Source organism: Pseudomonas sp. R5-89-07, assembly GCF_003851685.1.
Lineage (GTDB): Bacteria > Pseudomonadota > Gammaproteobacteria > Pseudomonadales > Pseudomonadaceae > Aquipseudomonas.
In genome coordinates this window covers 1,938,840-1,953,349 of sequence record NZ_CP027727.1, presented here as the reverse complement: position 1 = coordinate 1,953,349, position 14,510 = coordinate 1,938,840, and the positions used below count along the sequence as shown (strand labels likewise).

Below are 14,510 nucleotides of genomic sequence, written 5' to 3'. Positions count from 1 at the left end.
GCTCATTATGAGTGCCGCGCCACCTGTGACTGCTGCTTGCGCAACTTGCGGGGCTTATCGCCCGTAAAGCTGCGCAAGGCTGCGTCCAGCGGATATTCCGCGGTGAGTCTTGCGCGCAAGGCTCACGACGGGCAACTCCGCCGTGGTTTCTTATTATCTCGCTTAACGCTTTTTCTTGTTGGCGATGTGGATGGCGCCGCCATTCACTGCCAACGCGGCTTCGTGCAATGCTTCGGACAGGGTCGGATGGGAGAAGACCATCATGCCCAGGTCTTCGGCACTGGTGCCGAATTCCATACCGATCGCGCCTTGCTGAACCAGTTCTGCAGCGCTTGGGCCAATCACGTGGACGCCCAATACGCGGTCGGTCTTGGCATCAGCGATGACTTTGACAAAACCACCGGTGTCGTTGGCTGCCATGGCACGGCCAGAAGCGGCGAACGGGAAGGTGCCGACGTTAACTTCAACGCCTTCAGCTTTCAACTGCTGTTCGTTCTTGCCGACCCATGCAATTTCCGGGTGGGTGTAGATAACCGATGGAATCAGGTCGTAGTTCATCTGGGTCTTGTGACCCTTGATGCGCTCGACAACCATGATGCCTTCTTCGGAAGCCTTGTGGGCCAGCATCATGCCACGAACCACGTCGCCGATCGCGTAAACGCCCGGTACGGTGGTGGCGCAATGATCGTCAACGTGGATGAAACCACGCTCGTCGATGCTCACGCCGCTGTCGGAGGCCAGCAGGTCGGTGGTCACTGGACGGCGACCAACGGCTACGATCAGCTTGTCGAAGGTGATGGTCTGCTCGCCTTCTTTATCGGTGTAGGTCACGACCACTTCTTCGCCGTTGACCTTGGAACCGGTAACACGGGCGCCCAGCTTGATGTCCAGACCCTGCTTGGTCAGGGTTTTCAGTGCTTCCTTGGACACCGCGGTATCGGCAGCCAGCAGGAACGTGTCCAGGGCTTCCAGAACCGTGACTTCAGAACCCAGGCGGGACCATACCGAACCCAGCTCCAGGCCAATGACGCCAGCGCCGATCACGCCCAGGCGCTTAGGTACGGCCTGGAATTCCAGGGCGCCGGTCGAATCAACGATCACGTTCTGGTCAACTGGAGCAGGCGGAATGTCGATTGGACGCGAGCCTGGGGCCAGGATCACGTTTTCGGCTTCGATGATTTCTACCGAGCCATCCGGCTTGGTGATTTCGACTTTCTTGCCGGCCAGCAATTTGCCGTGACCTTGCAGGGAAGTCACGCCGTTGGCCTTGAACAAGGTGGCAACGCCGGAAGTCAGGCCTTTGACGATGTTGGCTTTACGGCCGACCATCGCTGGCACGTCCATGGTCACGCCGGCATGGTTGATACCGTGGATCGCGAAGCCATCTTTGGCTTCGTGGAATTTCCAGGAGCTGTCCAGCAGCGCCTTGGAAGGAATGCAACCGACGTTCAGGCAGGTACCGCCCAGCGCCAGTTTGCCTTCCTTGTCGGTGTACTTTTCGATGCAAGCAGTCGAAAGGCCCAGCTGTGCGGCCTTGATGGCGGCCACATAGCCGCCAGGGCCTGCACCGATCACTACAACGTCAAATTTCTGTGTCATGAAAATAGATCCTCTATTCAGCGACAAGCTTCAAGCGACAAGTTGCAAGCCAAGCTGATTGTTCCTACAGCTTGCAGCTCGCAACTTGTAGCTGCTTTTATCAGATATCCAGAAGCAGACGAGCCGGATCTTCCAGCAGGTTCTTGATGGTCACCAGGAACGTCACGGCTTCTTTACCATCGATCAGGCGGTGATCGTAAGACAGTGCCAGGTACATCATTGGACGGATCACGACCTGGCCGTTGATGGCCATCGGACGCTGGATGATGTTGTGCATGCCCAGGATCGCAGCTTGCGGCGGGTTGACGATCGGCGTCGACATCATCGAACCGAAGGTACCACCGTTGGTGATGGTGAAGGTACCGCCGGTCATCTCGTCGATGGTCAGCTTGCCGTCACGGGCTTTCTTGCCGAAGCCGGCGATGCCGCCTTCGATTTCAGCCAGGCTCATCAGCTCGGCGTTACGCAGAACCGGAACCACCAGGCCACGGTCGCTGGACACGGCAACGCCGATGTCTGCGTAGCCATGGTAAACGATGTCGGCGCCGTCGATGGAAGCGTTGACCGCCGGGAAGCGCTTCAGCGCTTCGGTAGCCGCTTTCACGAAGAACGACATGAAGCCCAGGCGCACGCCGTTGTGGGACTTCTCGAACAGGTCCTTGTACTTCGAACGCAGGGCCATGACTTCGGTCATGTCGACTTCGTTGAACGTGGTCAGCATCGCCATGTTCGACTGTGCTTCAACCAGGCGCTTGGCCACGGTGGCACGTACGCGGGTCATCGGTACGCGCTTCTCGGTGCGGTCGCCAGCAGCGAACACAGGCGCGGCGGCAGCTGGAGCAGCGGCCTTGGCCGGTGCGGCAGCCGGAGCGTTTTTCTTGGCTTCAACAGCCGCAACCACGTCTTCCTTGGTGACACGGCCGTCTTTGCCGGTGCCCTTGATGGAAGCCAGGTTGATACCGTTCTCTTCAGCCAGCTGACGCGCAGCCGGTGCAGCGATTGGATCTTCGCCACCCGCAGCCGGGGCTGCGGCAGGAGCGGCCGCGGCAGCCGGTGCGGCGGCAGCAGGAGCAGCAGCAGCAGCGCTGCCCTCTTCGATCGAGCCCAGGACCTGGTTCGACAGAACGGTAGCGCCCTCTTCTGCCACGATTGCGCCCAGCACGCCGTCGGCTTCGGCCAGCACTTCCAGCACGACCTTGTCGGTCTCGATGTCGACGATCAGGTCGTCACGCTTGACGGCCTCGCCTGGTTTCTTGTGCCAGGTGGCAACGGTGCCATCGGCAACCGATTCCGGGAATGACGGGGCTTTGATTTCGATAGCCATTATCTGTAGGTCCTTAAAATTCGGTTTCAGTCAGCGCGAAGGCGTTAAACAGTGAAAGCATCTTGCAGCAGTTTTTCCTGCTGCTCGGCGTGCATCGACGCATAACCACAAGCAGGTGCAGCAGACGCATCACGACCGGCATACTCCAGGCCAAGTGCCTTTTTGTGGTTGCCGATGCTGCGACGCAGGTGATGCTGGCTGCTGTACCACGCGCCCTGGTTCATCGGTTCTTCCTGACACCACACGACATTCGTGAGGTTGGTGTAAGGCGCGATGATCTCCATGAGGTCATCTTCCGGGAACGGGTAAAGCTGCTCGATACGCACGATGGCGATGTCTTCGCGGCCTTCGGCACGGCGTTTTTCCAGCAGATCGTAGTAGACCTTGCCGCTGCACAGGATCAGGCGAGTGACCTTGGCGGCGTCCAGCGTATCGATCTCTGGAATCACGGTCTGGAACGAACCTTCGGCCAGGTCTTCCAGGGTCGAAACGGCCAATTTGTGACGCAACAGCGATTTCGGAGTCAACACGACCAACGGCTTGCGCAGCGGGCGGATCACCTGGCGGCGCAGCAAGTGGTAGATCTGCGCCGGGGTAGTCGGTACGCACACCTGGATGTTGTGCTCGGCGCACAGCTGCAGGTAACGCTCCAGACGGGCCGAGGAGTGCTCGGGGCCCTGGCCTTCATAACCGTGTGGCAGCAGCATGGTCAGACCGCACAGACGGCCCCACTTGTGCTCGCCGCTGGTGATGAACTGGTCGATAACCACCTGGGCACCGTTGGCGAAGTCGCCGAACTGGGCTTCCCAGATCACCAGCGCGTTAGGCGTGGTGGTGGAGTAGCCGTATTCGAACGCCAGTACGGCTTCTTCGGACAGGAACGAATCGTAAAGGTCGAAACGTGGCTGGCCTTCGTACAGGTTCTGCAACGGGATGTAGGTGCCCGCGTCTTTCTGGTTGTGCAACACAGCATGACGGTGCGAGAACGTACCGCGGCCGATGTCCTGGCCGGTCATGCGGATCGGGTGACCTTCGAACGCCAGGGTCGCGTACGCCATGGTTTCGGCGTAACCCCAGTTGATCGGCAGGCCACCGGCTTGCATCTTCTGACGGTCTTCGTAGATCTTCGCAACCTGGCGCTGAACCACAAAGCCTTCAGGAATTTCCAGCAACTTGGCGGACAATTCCTGCAAGGTCTTCAAGTCGAAGCTGGTGTCATGGCGCGCAGTCCAGGTGTGACCCAGGTACGGACGCCAGTCAACGAACAACTCTTTGTTCGGCTCCTTGACCAGGCTTTTCACTACATGCAGACCGTTATCCAGCGCGTTGCGGTATTCATCGATCTTCGCCTGAACACGCGCATCGTCCAATACGCCGGCCTTGGTCAGGCTTTCGGCGTACAGCTCACGGGTGGTGCGCTGCTTGGTGATCTGCTGGTACATCAACGGCTGGGTGCCGCTTGGCTCGTCCGCTTCGTTGTGACCGCGACGGCGGTAGCAAACCAGGTCGATCACCACGTCACGCTTGAATTGCATGCGGTAGTCGACAGCCAGTTGCGTCACGAACAGTACGGCTTCCGGGTCATCGCCATTCACATGGAGAATTGGCGCCTGGATCATCTTGGCAACGTCGGTGGCGTACTCGGTGGAGCGCGCATCCAGCGGGTTGCTGATGGTGAAGCCAACCTGGTTGTTGATGACGATGTGAACGGTACCGCCGGTCTTGAAGCCGCGGGTCTGCGACATCTGGAACGTTTCCAGGACCACGCCTTGACCGGCGAACGCCGCGTCACCGTGGATGGAAATCGGCAGAACTTTTTCGCCAGTGGTGTCGTTACGACGATCCTGGCGAGCACGCACCGAACCCTCGACCACTGGAGAAACGATTTCCAGGTGGGATGGGTTGAAGGCCATGGCCAGGTGAACTTCACCGCCGGTGGTCATCACGTTGGACGAGAAGCCCTGGTGGTATTTAACGTCACCGGAACCCAACTCGACCTTCTTCTTGCCTTCGAACTCGTCGAACAGCTCGCGCGGGTTCTTGCCGAAGGTGTTGACCAACACGTTCAGGCGACCACGGTGAGCCATGCCGATCACGATTTCCTTGGTGCCATAGGAACCGGAACGCTGGATCAGCTCGTCGAGCATCGGAATCAGGCTTTCGCCGCCTTCCAGGCCGAAACGCTTGGTGCCCGGGTATTTGGTACCCAGGTATTTTTCGAGACCTTCAGCTGCGGTCACGCGCTCGAGCAGGTGGCTGCGCACATCGGCGGACAATACCGGGCGGCCACGCACGCCTTCCAGGCGGTGCTGGAACCACTGGCGTTGCTCGGAATCGGTGATGTGCGTGAATTCAGCGCCGATGGTGCGGCAATATGTCTGCTGCAACGCTTCGTGAATTTCGCGTAGGCTCGCTTCCTCTTTGCCGATGAACAGGTCGCCGGCACGGAAGGTCGTATCAAGATCGGCATTGGTCAAGCCGTAATGATTGATCGACAGGTCAGCAGGTGCAGGACGCTGCCAGAGCCCCAGCGGGTCAAGCTGGGCCGCCTGGTGGCCACGCATCCGGTAAGCCTGGATCAGTCGCAGTACTTCAACTTGCTTCTTCTCGTGCTCACTGCTCACGCTGCCGGCGGAAACCGGTTGGGCGCGGCGCTGGTTCTTTGCCAGCAGCACGAAATGATCGCGAATCGCAGCGTGCGATACATCGGTGGCAGCGTTGCCGTCTGAAGACAACGTCTGAAATTTGGTGCGCCATTCTTCTGGCACAGCGTTAGGGTCGTGCAGGTAGAGCTCATAAAGCTCTTCCACATAGGCAGCGTTACCACCTGAAAGATAGCCGCTGTTCCACATGCGCTGCATCACGCTTTCTTGCATGCTTGGTCACCCTCGATTTGGGGACACCACCGGCGAAAACACCGAGTTTGCTTGCAAAAGGCCAAGTGCAGCGACCAAAACAAGCCACTTAGGATCACGCTGATAGTTCGGGTACCAACCCGAATGCCCCTGCTTGTCTCATTTCTTCAAAATAAGAGCTGCGGCTTTGTAAGTCGCTGCTCAAGTTAAAACTACGGCGCCGGTTGAAGCCTGCGCCGCAGCATTTACGGGCACAACGGTCCTGCTTTTACGTCAGTTACACGCCGCTTTGCAGCAGCATGTTACGGATGTGACCAATGGCCTTAGTCGGGTTCAGGCCTTTGGGGCATACGTTGACGCAGTTCATGATCCCGCGGCAGCGGAATACGCTGAACGGGTCATCCAGTGAAGCCAGACGCTCGGACGTCTTGGTGTCACGGCTGTCTGCCAGGAAGCGGTAGGCTTGCAGCAGCGCAGCTGGACCCAGGAACTTGTCCGGGTTCCACCAGAAGGACGGGCACGACGTCGAGCAGCAAGCGCACAGGATGCACTCGTACAGACCGTCGAGCTTTTCACGCTCTTCCGGGGACTGCAGACGCTCGATGGCCGGAGCCGGCGTGTCGTTCTGCAGGAACGGCTTAACTTTCTCGTATTGCTTGTAGAAGATGCTCATATCGACAACCAGGTCACGGATAACCGGCAAACCTGGCAGTGGACGAACGATCAGCTTGTTGCCTTTGACCACGGCCGACAGCGGCGTGATGCACGCGAGGCCGTTTTTGCCGTTGATGTTCATGCCGTCGGAACCGCACACACCTTCACGGCAAGAGCGACGATAGGAGAAACCTTCGTCCTGCTCTTTGATCAGCGCCAGTACATCCAGCACCATCAGGTCTTTACCGCCGGTATCGACCTGGAATTCCTGCATGAACGGCGCAGCGTCCTGATCAGGGTTGTAGCGATAAACACTGACTTTCAACATGGCAGCCACCCTTAGTAAGTCCGAATCTTCGGTTCAAACGTCGGCACCGTCTTCGGCGAGAAGTTCACGGCACGCTTGGTTACGCGCTTGTCACCCGGGAAGTACAGGGTGTGGCACAACCAGTTCTCGTCGTCGCGGTCTTCAAAGTCTTCACGAGCGTGAGCACCACGGGATTCTTTACGAACCTCGGCGGCGATCGCAGTCGCTTCAGCCACTTCCAGCAGGTTTTGCAACTCAAGGGCTTCGATACGAGCAGTGTTGAACGCCTGGCTCTTATCGTTGATCTTGACGTTGGCGATACGCGTGCGCAGGTCCGCCAGCTGGGCAATGCCCTTCTGCATGTATTCGCCGGTACGGAACACACCGAAGTAGTTCTGCATGCAGCTTTGCAGCTCGCGACGCAGGGTTGCCACGTCTTCGCCATCCGTGCGCTCGTTCAGAGCATTCAGACGCGCCAGGGCAGCTTCGATATTGGCGTCGGTGGCGTCATCGTATTCGATGCCGTCGGTCAGGGCTTTTTCCAGGTGCAGGCCGGCAGCGCGGCCGAATACCACCAGGTCGAGCAGCGAGTTGCCGCCCAGGCGGTTGGCACCGTGAACCGATACGCAGGCCACTTCGCCTACCGCGAACAGACCATGAATGATCTCGTCCACGCCTTCGGCATTCTGGGTGATCGCCTGGCCATGAATGTTGGTCGGCACGCCGCCCATCATATAGTGGCAGGTCGGAACCACTGGAACCGGCGCAACCACCGGATCAACGTGAGCAAAGGTCTTGGACAGCTCGCAGATACCTGGCAGACGGCTGTGCAGCACTTCTTCGCCCAGGTGATCGAGCTTGAGCAGTACGTGGTCGCCGTTCGGGCCACAGCCGTTGCCGGCGATGATTTCTTTAACCATCGAACGGGCCACGACGTCACGACCAGCAAGGTCTTTGGCGTTCGGAGCATAACGCTCCATGAAACGCTCGCCGTGCTTGTTGATCAGGTAGCCACCTTCACCACGGCAACCTTCGGTCACCAGTACACCGGCGCCGGCGATGCCAGTCGGGTGGAACTGCCACATCTCGATGTCCTGTACCGGCACGCCGGCACGCAGCGCCATGCCAACGCCGTCACCGGTATTGATCAGGGCGTTGGTGGTCGAGGCGTAGATACGGCCTGCACCGCCGGTCGCCAGCACGGTCGCCTTGGCGCGGATGTAAGTGGTTTCACCGGTTTCGATGCAGATGGCGATCACACCGACGAATTCGCCCTTACCGTTCTTCACCAGATCGACAGCGTAGTACTCGTTCAGGAACGTGGTACCGGCTTTCAGGTTGCCCTGATAAAGGGTGTGCAGCAGTGCGTGACCGGTACGGTCGGACGCAGCGCAGGTACGGGCAGCCTGGCCACCTTTACCGTAATCCTTCGATTGACCGCCGAATGGACGCTGATAGATACGACCTTGTTCGGTACGGGAGAACGGCAGACCCATGTGGTCCAGTTCGAACACTGCGGCCGGGCCTTCCTGACACATGTATTCGATAGCGTCCTGGTCACCGATATAGTCGGAACCCTTGACGGTATCGTACATGTGCCAACGCCAGTCGTCGTTCGGGTCGGCGGAGGCGATCGCGCAGGTAATGCCACCCTGCGCCGACACGGTGTGCGAACGCGTCGGGAACACCTTGGTGATCACGGCGGTCTTGTGGCCACCCTGGGCCAGCTGCAGCGCAGCGCGCATGCCGGCACCGCCGCCACCAATAATGATGGCGTCGAATGAAATAGTAGGAATGTTAGCCATGAATCAGATACCCCAAAGAATCTGCACACCCCAGACGAAGTAAGCGAACATCGCGATGCCGCATACTGCCTGGAAGAGGAAACGTACTGCGGTCGCGGACTTGCCCAGCGCCATTGGCGTCAGGTAGTCGGTCGCGATGGTCCACATGCCGACCCAGGCGTGAGCGCCCAGGGCCACCAGGGCCAGCAGACTGAAGATTCGCATCGCATTGTGGGCGAACAGGCCGTGCCATTGCTCATAGCCGATGCCCGGGTTTGCGACGAGGTATCCGATCAGGAAAATGAAATAAGCCGCGAGAACGACCGCAGACACACGCTGTGCCATCCAGTCATAGAGGCCCGAACGCGACAGATTCGTTACGCTGGTTACCATATCCAAACTCCTGCCAGAACGATCAGCACCACGGAAATGGCGATGATGATTTTCGAGCCCAGGCGGCCGCCTTCCAGCGTCTCACCGATACCCGCATCCATGATCAAGTGGCGCACACCGGCTACCAGGTGATACAGCAGAGCGGACAGGAGGCCCCATGCTACGAACTTGGCCAGTGGGCTGGTCAAGGTTGCCTTCACCTCGGCGTAACCTTCCGCGGAACCCAGGGATTTGCTCAATGCATAAAGCATGATGCCCAGGCCCAGGAACAGGATAATGCCGGAAACACGGTGCAGGAACGACGTAACGCCGGTGATGGGGAGTTTGATGGTCCTTAGGTCTAGGTTTACAGGTCGTTGGCTATTCACGGCTTTTTTTCACACTGAAGAGCCCCTAACAATCAGGGCAAAGTTGTTGGGGAGTGCGACTGGTCAGGTAAGCACCACCCAGGGAGTGCGACCCCCAATGAAAGCAAGCCCAAAAGCCCTTGGCGGTCGGTGGCCGAGTATAGACAGTTAGGTTACTAATGACAACGCGCACACCTCACCCTAATAGCGGATTGCGCTGACGGGATAAAAGGCGTAAATGGCAGGCAATTTCGACGAAAAAGTACGGTTAAAGCCTTCTGGAGCAAGACTTTAGGCAAATTGACATCTGAATTTATCTCACTATAGTGGTGCGGGCCCTGCGTGGGGGGTCTGTCTGATGATTTGAAGCATAAATAGGAGGCCACATGGCTGACAAAAAAGCGCAGTTGATCATCGAGGGCGCAGCCCCCGTCGAGCTGCCCATTTTAACCGGCACCGTTGGTCCCGATGTTATCGACGTACGGGGCCTGACGGCCACGGGCCGTTTCACATTCGACCCAGGCTTCATGTCGACCGCCTCTTGCGAGTCGAAGATCACCTATATCGATGGCGATAATGGCATTCTGCTTCACCGCGGCTACCCGATCGAGCAACTGGCCGAGCAGTCGGACTACCTGGAAACCTGCTACCTGCTGCTAAATGGCGAACTGCCAACAGCCGAGCAGAAAGCCCAGTTCGTCAGCACCGTAAAGAACCACACCATGGTTCACGAGCAGTTGAAGACCTTCTTCAACGGCTTCCGTCGCGACGCCCACCCGATGGCCGTCATGTGCGGCGTGGTCGGCGCCCTGTCGGCCTTCTATCACGACTCCCTGGACATCAATAACCCGCAGCATCGCGAAATCTCCGCGATCCGCCTGGTTGCCAAGATGCCGACCCTGGCCGCAATGGTTTACAAGTACTCCATGGGCCAACCCATGATGTACCCGCGCAACGACCTGACGTACGCGGAAAACTTCCTGCACATGATGTTCAACACGCCCTGCGAGATCAAACCGATCAGCCCGACGCTTGCCAAGGCCATGGACCGGATCTTCATCCTCCACGCCGACCACGAACAGAACGCCTCCACCTCTACCGTGCGTCTGGCGGGTTCTTCGGGTGCCAACCCGTTCGCCTGTATCGCCGCCGGTATCGCCGCACTGTGGGGCCCTGCTCACGGCGGCGCGAACGAAGCCGTGTTGACCATGCTCGATGAAATCGGCGACGTGTCGAACATCGACAAGTTCATCGCCAAGGCCAAGGACAAGAACGATCCGTTCAAGCTGATGGGCTTCGGTCACCGGGTCTACAAGAACCGCGATCCGCGTGCCACGGTGATGAAGCAGACCTGCGACGAAGTGTTGAAGGAACTGGGCATCAAGAACGATCCGCAACTCGAACTGGCCATGCGCCTGGAAGAGATCGCCCTGACCGACCCGTACTTCATCGAACGCTCGCTGTACCCGAACGTCGACTTCTACTCGGGGATCATCCTCAAGGCGATCGGCATTCCAACCAGCATGTTCACCGTGATCTTCGCCCTGGCGCGGACCGTGGGCTGGATCTCCCACTGGAAAGAAATGCTCTCCAGCCCGTACAAGATTGGCCGCCCGCGCCAGCTGTACACCGGCTACGAGTCGCGTGACATTACCAAGCTGGAAGATCGTAAGTAAGCATTTAGCTGCAAGCTGTACTGAGAACGGCCTCCCTTAGTGGAGGCCGTTTTTATTTGTGTCGCCTGAGCTGGCCTCATCGGGGGCAAGCCCCCTCCCACACTGGATTGGGTTCACACATCTGAACGTGTGAATACAGTCAAATGTGGGAGGGGGCTTGCCCCCGATGAGGCCAGACCAGGCACCACAAATCTGCAGGCAAAAAAATACCCCGGCCTTTCGACCGGGGCATTCTTTATCCAGTTACAGGCTTAGTGATTAACCGCCCCACTCGCCCCCAGGCCAGTCTGCGAACGCACGAACTGCGGGAAGTACAGCGCACGCTCTTTCTCTGCCGCCGCCGACTTGTCGGTGATGGAGAAGAACCAGATACCCACGAACGCGATGATCATCGAGAACAGCGCCGGGTATTCATACGGGAAGATCGCCTTCTCATGGTGCAGGATCGACACCCAGATGGTCGGGCCAAGAATCATCAGGCCAACGGCACTGATCAAGCCCAGCCAGCCGCCAATCATGGCGCCACGGGTGGTGAGGTTTTTCCAGTACATGGAAAGCAGCAGCACCGGGAAGTTGCAGCTGGCGGCAATCGAGAAGGCCAGGCCAACCATGAACGCGATGTTCTGGCTCTCGAACAGGATACCCAGGCCGATCGCCAATACACCCAAGGCCACCGTGGTGATCTTCGACACGCGAATCTCATCTTTTTCGTTGGCCTTGCCCTTCTTGATCACGCTGGCGTACAGGTCGTGGGACACCGCCGAAGCACCGGCCAGGGTCAGGCCGGCAACCACCGCGAGGATGGTGGCAAAGGCCACGGCCGAGATGAAGCCCAGGAAGATACTGCCGCCCACCGCGTTGGCCAGGTGCACCGCCGCCATGTTGTTGCCGCCGAGCAAGGCGCCTGCGGCATCCTTGAACGCCGGGTTGGTGCTGACCAGCAGGATCGCGCCAAAGCCGATGATGAACGTCAGGATATAGAAGTAGCCGATAAAGCCGGTGGCATACAGCACGCTCTTGCGCGCTTCCTTGGCGTCGCTCACGGTGAAGAAGCGCATCAGGATGTGCGGCAAGCCAGCGGTACCGAACATCAGCGCCAGGCCCAGGGAGAAGGCCGAGATCGGATCCTTCACCAGGCCGCCAGGGCTCATGATCGCTTCACCTTTAGGGTGAACCTTGATCGCCTCGGAAAACAGCGTGTTGAAGTCGAAGTTGACGTGCTTCATGACCATCAGCGCCATGAATGAAGCACCGGACAGCAGCAGCACTGCCTTGATGATCTGCACCCAGGTGGTCGCCAGCATGCCGCCGAACAGCACGTACATGCACATCAGGATGCCCACCAGGATCACCGCAACATGGTAATCGAGGCCGAACAGCAGCTGGATCAGCTTGCCCGCGCCCACCATCTGCGCGATCAGGTAGAACGCCACCACCACCAGCGAGCCACAGGCCGACAGGCTGCGAATCTGGGTTTGCCCGAGGCGATAGGACGCCACGTCGGCAAAGGTGTACTTGCCCAGGTTACGCAGGCGCTCGGCGATCAAAAACAGAATGATCGGCCAGCCCACCAGGAAGCCGATCGAGTAGATCAGGCCGTCATAACCGGAGGTGAACACCAGCGCGGAAATCCCCAGGAAGGACGCCGCCGACATGTAGTCACCGGCAATCGCCAGGCCGTTCTGGAACCCGGTGATCTTGCCGCCGGCTGCATAGTAGTCGGCCGCCGACTTGTTGCGCTTGGACGCCCAGTAGGTGATGCACAGGGTGGCGCCGACGAACGCGACAAACATCACGATGGCCGATACGTTGAGCGGTTGCTTGTGCACTTCGCCGGTCAACGCGTCGGCCGCCCAAAGGGCCGGAGCGAACAGCGAGGCGCCGAATAGAGCCAATAGACGCCGGATCATTGCGCAGCCTCCTTGAGAATCGCATTGTTCAGGTCGTCAAATTCGCCATTGGCGCGGCGCACGTAGATAGCGGTCAGGATGAAAGCGGACACAATCAGCCCGACGCCCAGCGGAATGCCCCAGGTGATCGAAGAACCGGGGCTGAGCTTGGCCCCCAGCACTTGCGGCCCATAGGCGATCAACAGGATGAAAGCGGAGTAAAGCCCTAGCATGATCGCCGAGAGAATCCAGGCGAACCTTTCCCTTTTTCTTACCAGCTCCTTGAAACGGGGGCTGTTTTGAATCGAGAGGTAAATGCTGTCGTTCATTGTTTTTATCCTCGCAGCACAGCTTTTTTATTATTGGAACGTATCCACTGTATGCAGCTATGGAAAGGGTTCCAGACGACCTTAGTAGTAGATCGAGTGTAGCGAGGGATTTTGCGGACGCAGAAAGATTTGCGGGTGCCAAAAAATAATGTGGGAGGGGGCTTGCCCCCGATGGCGGTGGTCCAGTCAATTCATTAACGACTGACACATCGCCATCGGGGGCAAGCCCCCTCCCACAGGGTATTGCATCAACAGGGAGAGTTACTTAGCGGTCCACTCAGCGACACGCTCTGGGTGCTTGGCGACCCAATCCTTGGCCGCGGCATCGGGCTTGGCACCTTCCTGGATAGCGAGCATGACTTCACCGATTTCATCCTTGGAGGCCCACTGGAATTTTTTCAGGAAGGCCGCGACTTCCGGCGCTTTCTTCTCCAGGCCCTTGCTGCCGATGCTGTTGACGGTTTCAGCAGCACCATAAATCCCTTTTGGGTCGTCCAGGAAACGCAGTTTCCACTTGGCGAACATCCAGTGCGGCACCCAACCGGTGACGGCGATGGACTCCTGCTTGTCTTCGGCACGGGTCAGTTCGGCGATCATCGCGGCGCCCGAGCTGGCTTGCAGCTTGTAGTCCAGGCCGTATTGCTTGATGGCTTCGTCGGTCTTGAGCATCACGCCTGAACCGGCGTCGATGCCGACGATCTTGTTTTTGAAGGTGGTGTCGGTCTTGAGGTCTTCGATGGACTTGGCCTTGACGTACTCCGGCACGATCAAGCCAATTTTCGCGTCCTTGAAGTTGGGGCCGTAGTCGACCACCTTGTCCTTGTTCTTGGTCCAGTATTCGCCGTGGGTTACCGGCAGCCAGGCGGACAGCATGGCGTCGAGCTTGCCGGTGGCGACGCCCTGCCACATGATGCCGGTGGCGACCGCTTGCAGTTTCACGTCATAGCCGAGCTTTTGCTTGATCACTTCTGCCGCCACATGGGTGGTGGCAACACTGTCCGACCAGCCATCGACGTAGCCGATGCTCAGGGTTTTGCTGTCGGCACTGGCCAGTGTGGAGCCCATCGCAACTACCAGAGTGGCAGCTGCGCCCAAGAGTCGTCGCATCTTCATAATACTTCCCCGAAAGTGCTGCGCCCGACGGATGCCGAGCGACGTCAACCTGTTGTTATACGGTGCACCGCGCCCCCTTCACGCGCATCGATCCGGTTGCTGAGGCATCAGTGGAGTGCTGACCGTTTTATCATCAACCTGCGTAGGCCTTTACCCTGCTCTGCCAGCGACCTTGGTTGAGCAAGAAACGACATCACATCGCCAGCAGGACGTTTTGTAGGATTTGCCGACACAATCCCG

Annotated in this window: 11 protein-coding genes; 1 reads left to right on the top strand and 10 read right to left on the bottom strand. The window is 58.6% G+C overall.

The genetic code is table 11. The annotated features are described in order from the left end of the window. Nucleotides 1–162: 162 nt before the first annotated feature. From lpdA to sdhC, 7 genes are all read right to left on the bottom strand, one after another. Nucleotides 163–1,599: a dihydrolipoyl dehydrogenase gene (gene lpdA / locus C4J94_RS09040; protein ID WP_124385835.1), complete on the bottom strand. Its 1,437-nt coding sequence runs from the start codon at nucleotides 1,597–1,599 to the stop codon at nucleotides 163–165. A 100-nt stretch (nucleotides 1,600–1,699) separates the two neighbouring features. Beyond that, on the bottom strand, nucleotides 1,700–2,923 hold the full coding sequence (odhB, locus tag C4J94_RS09035) for a 2-oxoglutarate dehydrogenase complex dihydrolipoyllysine-residue succinyltransferase (RefSeq protein ID WP_124385834.1): 1,224 nt from the start codon (nucleotides 2,921–2,923) through the stop codon (nucleotides 1,700–1,702). Between the two features lie 44 nt (nucleotides 2,924–2,967). Continuing rightward, nucleotides 2,968–5,799 (bottom strand): 2-oxoglutarate dehydrogenase E1 component, encoded by a 2,832-nt coding sequence (locus tag C4J94_RS09030; protein WP_124385833.1) that lies wholly within the window; start codon nucleotides 5,797–5,799, stop codon nucleotides 2,968–2,970. A 256-nt stretch (nucleotides 5,800–6,055) separates the two neighbouring features. Beyond that, nucleotides 6,056–6,760, bottom strand: coding sequence for a succinate dehydrogenase iron-sulfur subunit (locus C4J94_RS09025; RefSeq protein WP_003172807.1), 705 nt, complete (start codon nucleotides 6,758–6,760; stop codon nucleotides 6,056–6,058). Between the two features lie 11 nt (nucleotides 6,761–6,771). Beyond that, entirely contained in the window at nucleotides 6,772–8,544 is a 1,773-nt protein-coding gene (sdhA, locus tag C4J94_RS09020) for a succinate dehydrogenase flavoprotein subunit (RefSeq protein WP_057722685.1), read from the bottom strand. A gap of 3 nt (nucleotides 8,545–8,547) precedes the next feature. Continuing rightward, on the bottom strand, nucleotides 8,548–8,916 hold the full coding sequence (gene sdhD, locus C4J94_RS09015) for a succinate dehydrogenase, hydrophobic membrane anchor protein (protein ID WP_003233245.1): 369 nt from the start codon (nucleotides 8,914–8,916) through the stop codon (nucleotides 8,548–8,550). Further along, on the bottom strand, nucleotides 8,910–9,284 hold the full coding sequence (gene sdhC, locus C4J94_RS09010) for a succinate dehydrogenase, cytochrome b556 subunit (protein ID WP_124361976.1): 375 nt from the start codon (nucleotides 9,282–9,284) through the stop codon (nucleotides 8,910–8,912). Before sdhC ends, sdhD begins: the two co-directional genes overlap by 7 nt. A 365-nt stretch (nucleotides 9,285–9,649) precedes the next feature. Here sdhC and gltA point away from each other — a divergent pair, with 365 nt between their 5' ends. After that, nucleotides 9,650–10,939 (top strand): citrate synthase, encoded by a 1,290-nt coding sequence (gene gltA, locus C4J94_RS09005; protein WP_078047629.1) that lies wholly within the window; start codon nucleotides 9,650–9,652, stop codon nucleotides 10,937–10,939. Nucleotides 10,940–11,190: 251 nt separating this feature from the next. Here the strand turns inward: gltA and C4J94_RS09000 are convergent, their stop codons facing one another. The 3 genes from C4J94_RS09000 to C4J94_RS08990 form a co-directional block, all read right to left on the bottom strand. After that, a complete protein-coding gene (locus C4J94_RS09000; RefSeq protein ID WP_124385832.1) occupies nucleotides 11,191–12,849 on the bottom strand; it encodes a cation acetate symporter in 1,659 nt (552 codons plus the stop codon). Further along, nucleotides 12,846–13,157, bottom strand: coding sequence for a DUF485 domain-containing protein (locus tag C4J94_RS08995; RefSeq protein WP_110624991.1), 312 nt, complete (start codon nucleotides 13,155–13,157; stop codon nucleotides 12,846–12,848). Before C4J94_RS08995 ends, C4J94_RS09000 begins: the two co-directional genes overlap by 4 nt. A gap of 261 nt (nucleotides 13,158–13,418) precedes the next feature. Beyond that, on the bottom strand, nucleotides 13,419–14,270 hold the full coding sequence (locus C4J94_RS08990; protein ID WP_003233255.1) for a glycine betaine ABC transporter substrate-binding protein: 852 nt from the start codon (nucleotides 14,268–14,270) through the stop codon (nucleotides 13,419–13,421). Nucleotides 14,271–14,510 lie beyond the last annotated feature (240 nt).

Coding starts and splice junctions, on each gene's coding strand:
- C4J94_RS08990 (WP_003233255.1), bottom strand. CDS start 14,270: ATGAAGATGCGACGACTCTTGGGCGCAGCTGCCACTCTGGTAGTTGCG.
- C4J94_RS09025 (WP_003172807.1), bottom strand. CDS start 6,760: ATGTTGAAAGTCAGTGTTTATCGCTACAACCCTGATCAGGACGCTGCG.
- C4J94_RS09030 (WP_124385833.1), bottom strand. CDS start 5,799: ATGCAAGAAAGCGTGATGCAGCGCATGTGGAACAGCGGCTATCTTTCA.
- lpdA (WP_124385835.1), bottom strand. CDS start 1,599: ATGACACAGAAATTTGACGTTGTAGTGATCGGTGCAGGCCCTGGCGGC.
- C4J94_RS08995 (WP_110624991.1), bottom strand. CDS start 13,157: ATGAACGACAGCATTTACCTCTCGATTCAAAACAGCCCCCGTTTCAAG.
- gltA (WP_078047629.1), top strand. CDS start 9,650: ATGGCTGACAAAAAAGCGCAGTTGATCATCGAGGGCGCAGCCCCCGTC.
- sdhD (WP_003233245.1), bottom strand. CDS start 8,916: ATGGTAACCAGCGTAACGAATCTGTCGCGTTCGGGCCTCTATGACTGG.
- C4J94_RS09000 (WP_124385832.1), bottom strand. CDS start 12,849: ATGATCCGGCGTCTATTGGCTCTATTCGGCGCCTCGCTGTTCGCTCCG.
- sdhA (WP_057722685.1), bottom strand. CDS start 8,544: ATGGCTAACATTCCTACTATTTCATTCGACGCCATCATTATTGGTGGC.
- odhB (WP_124385834.1), bottom strand. CDS start 2,923: ATGGCTATCGAAATCAAAGCCCCGTCATTCCCGGAATCGGTTGCCGAT.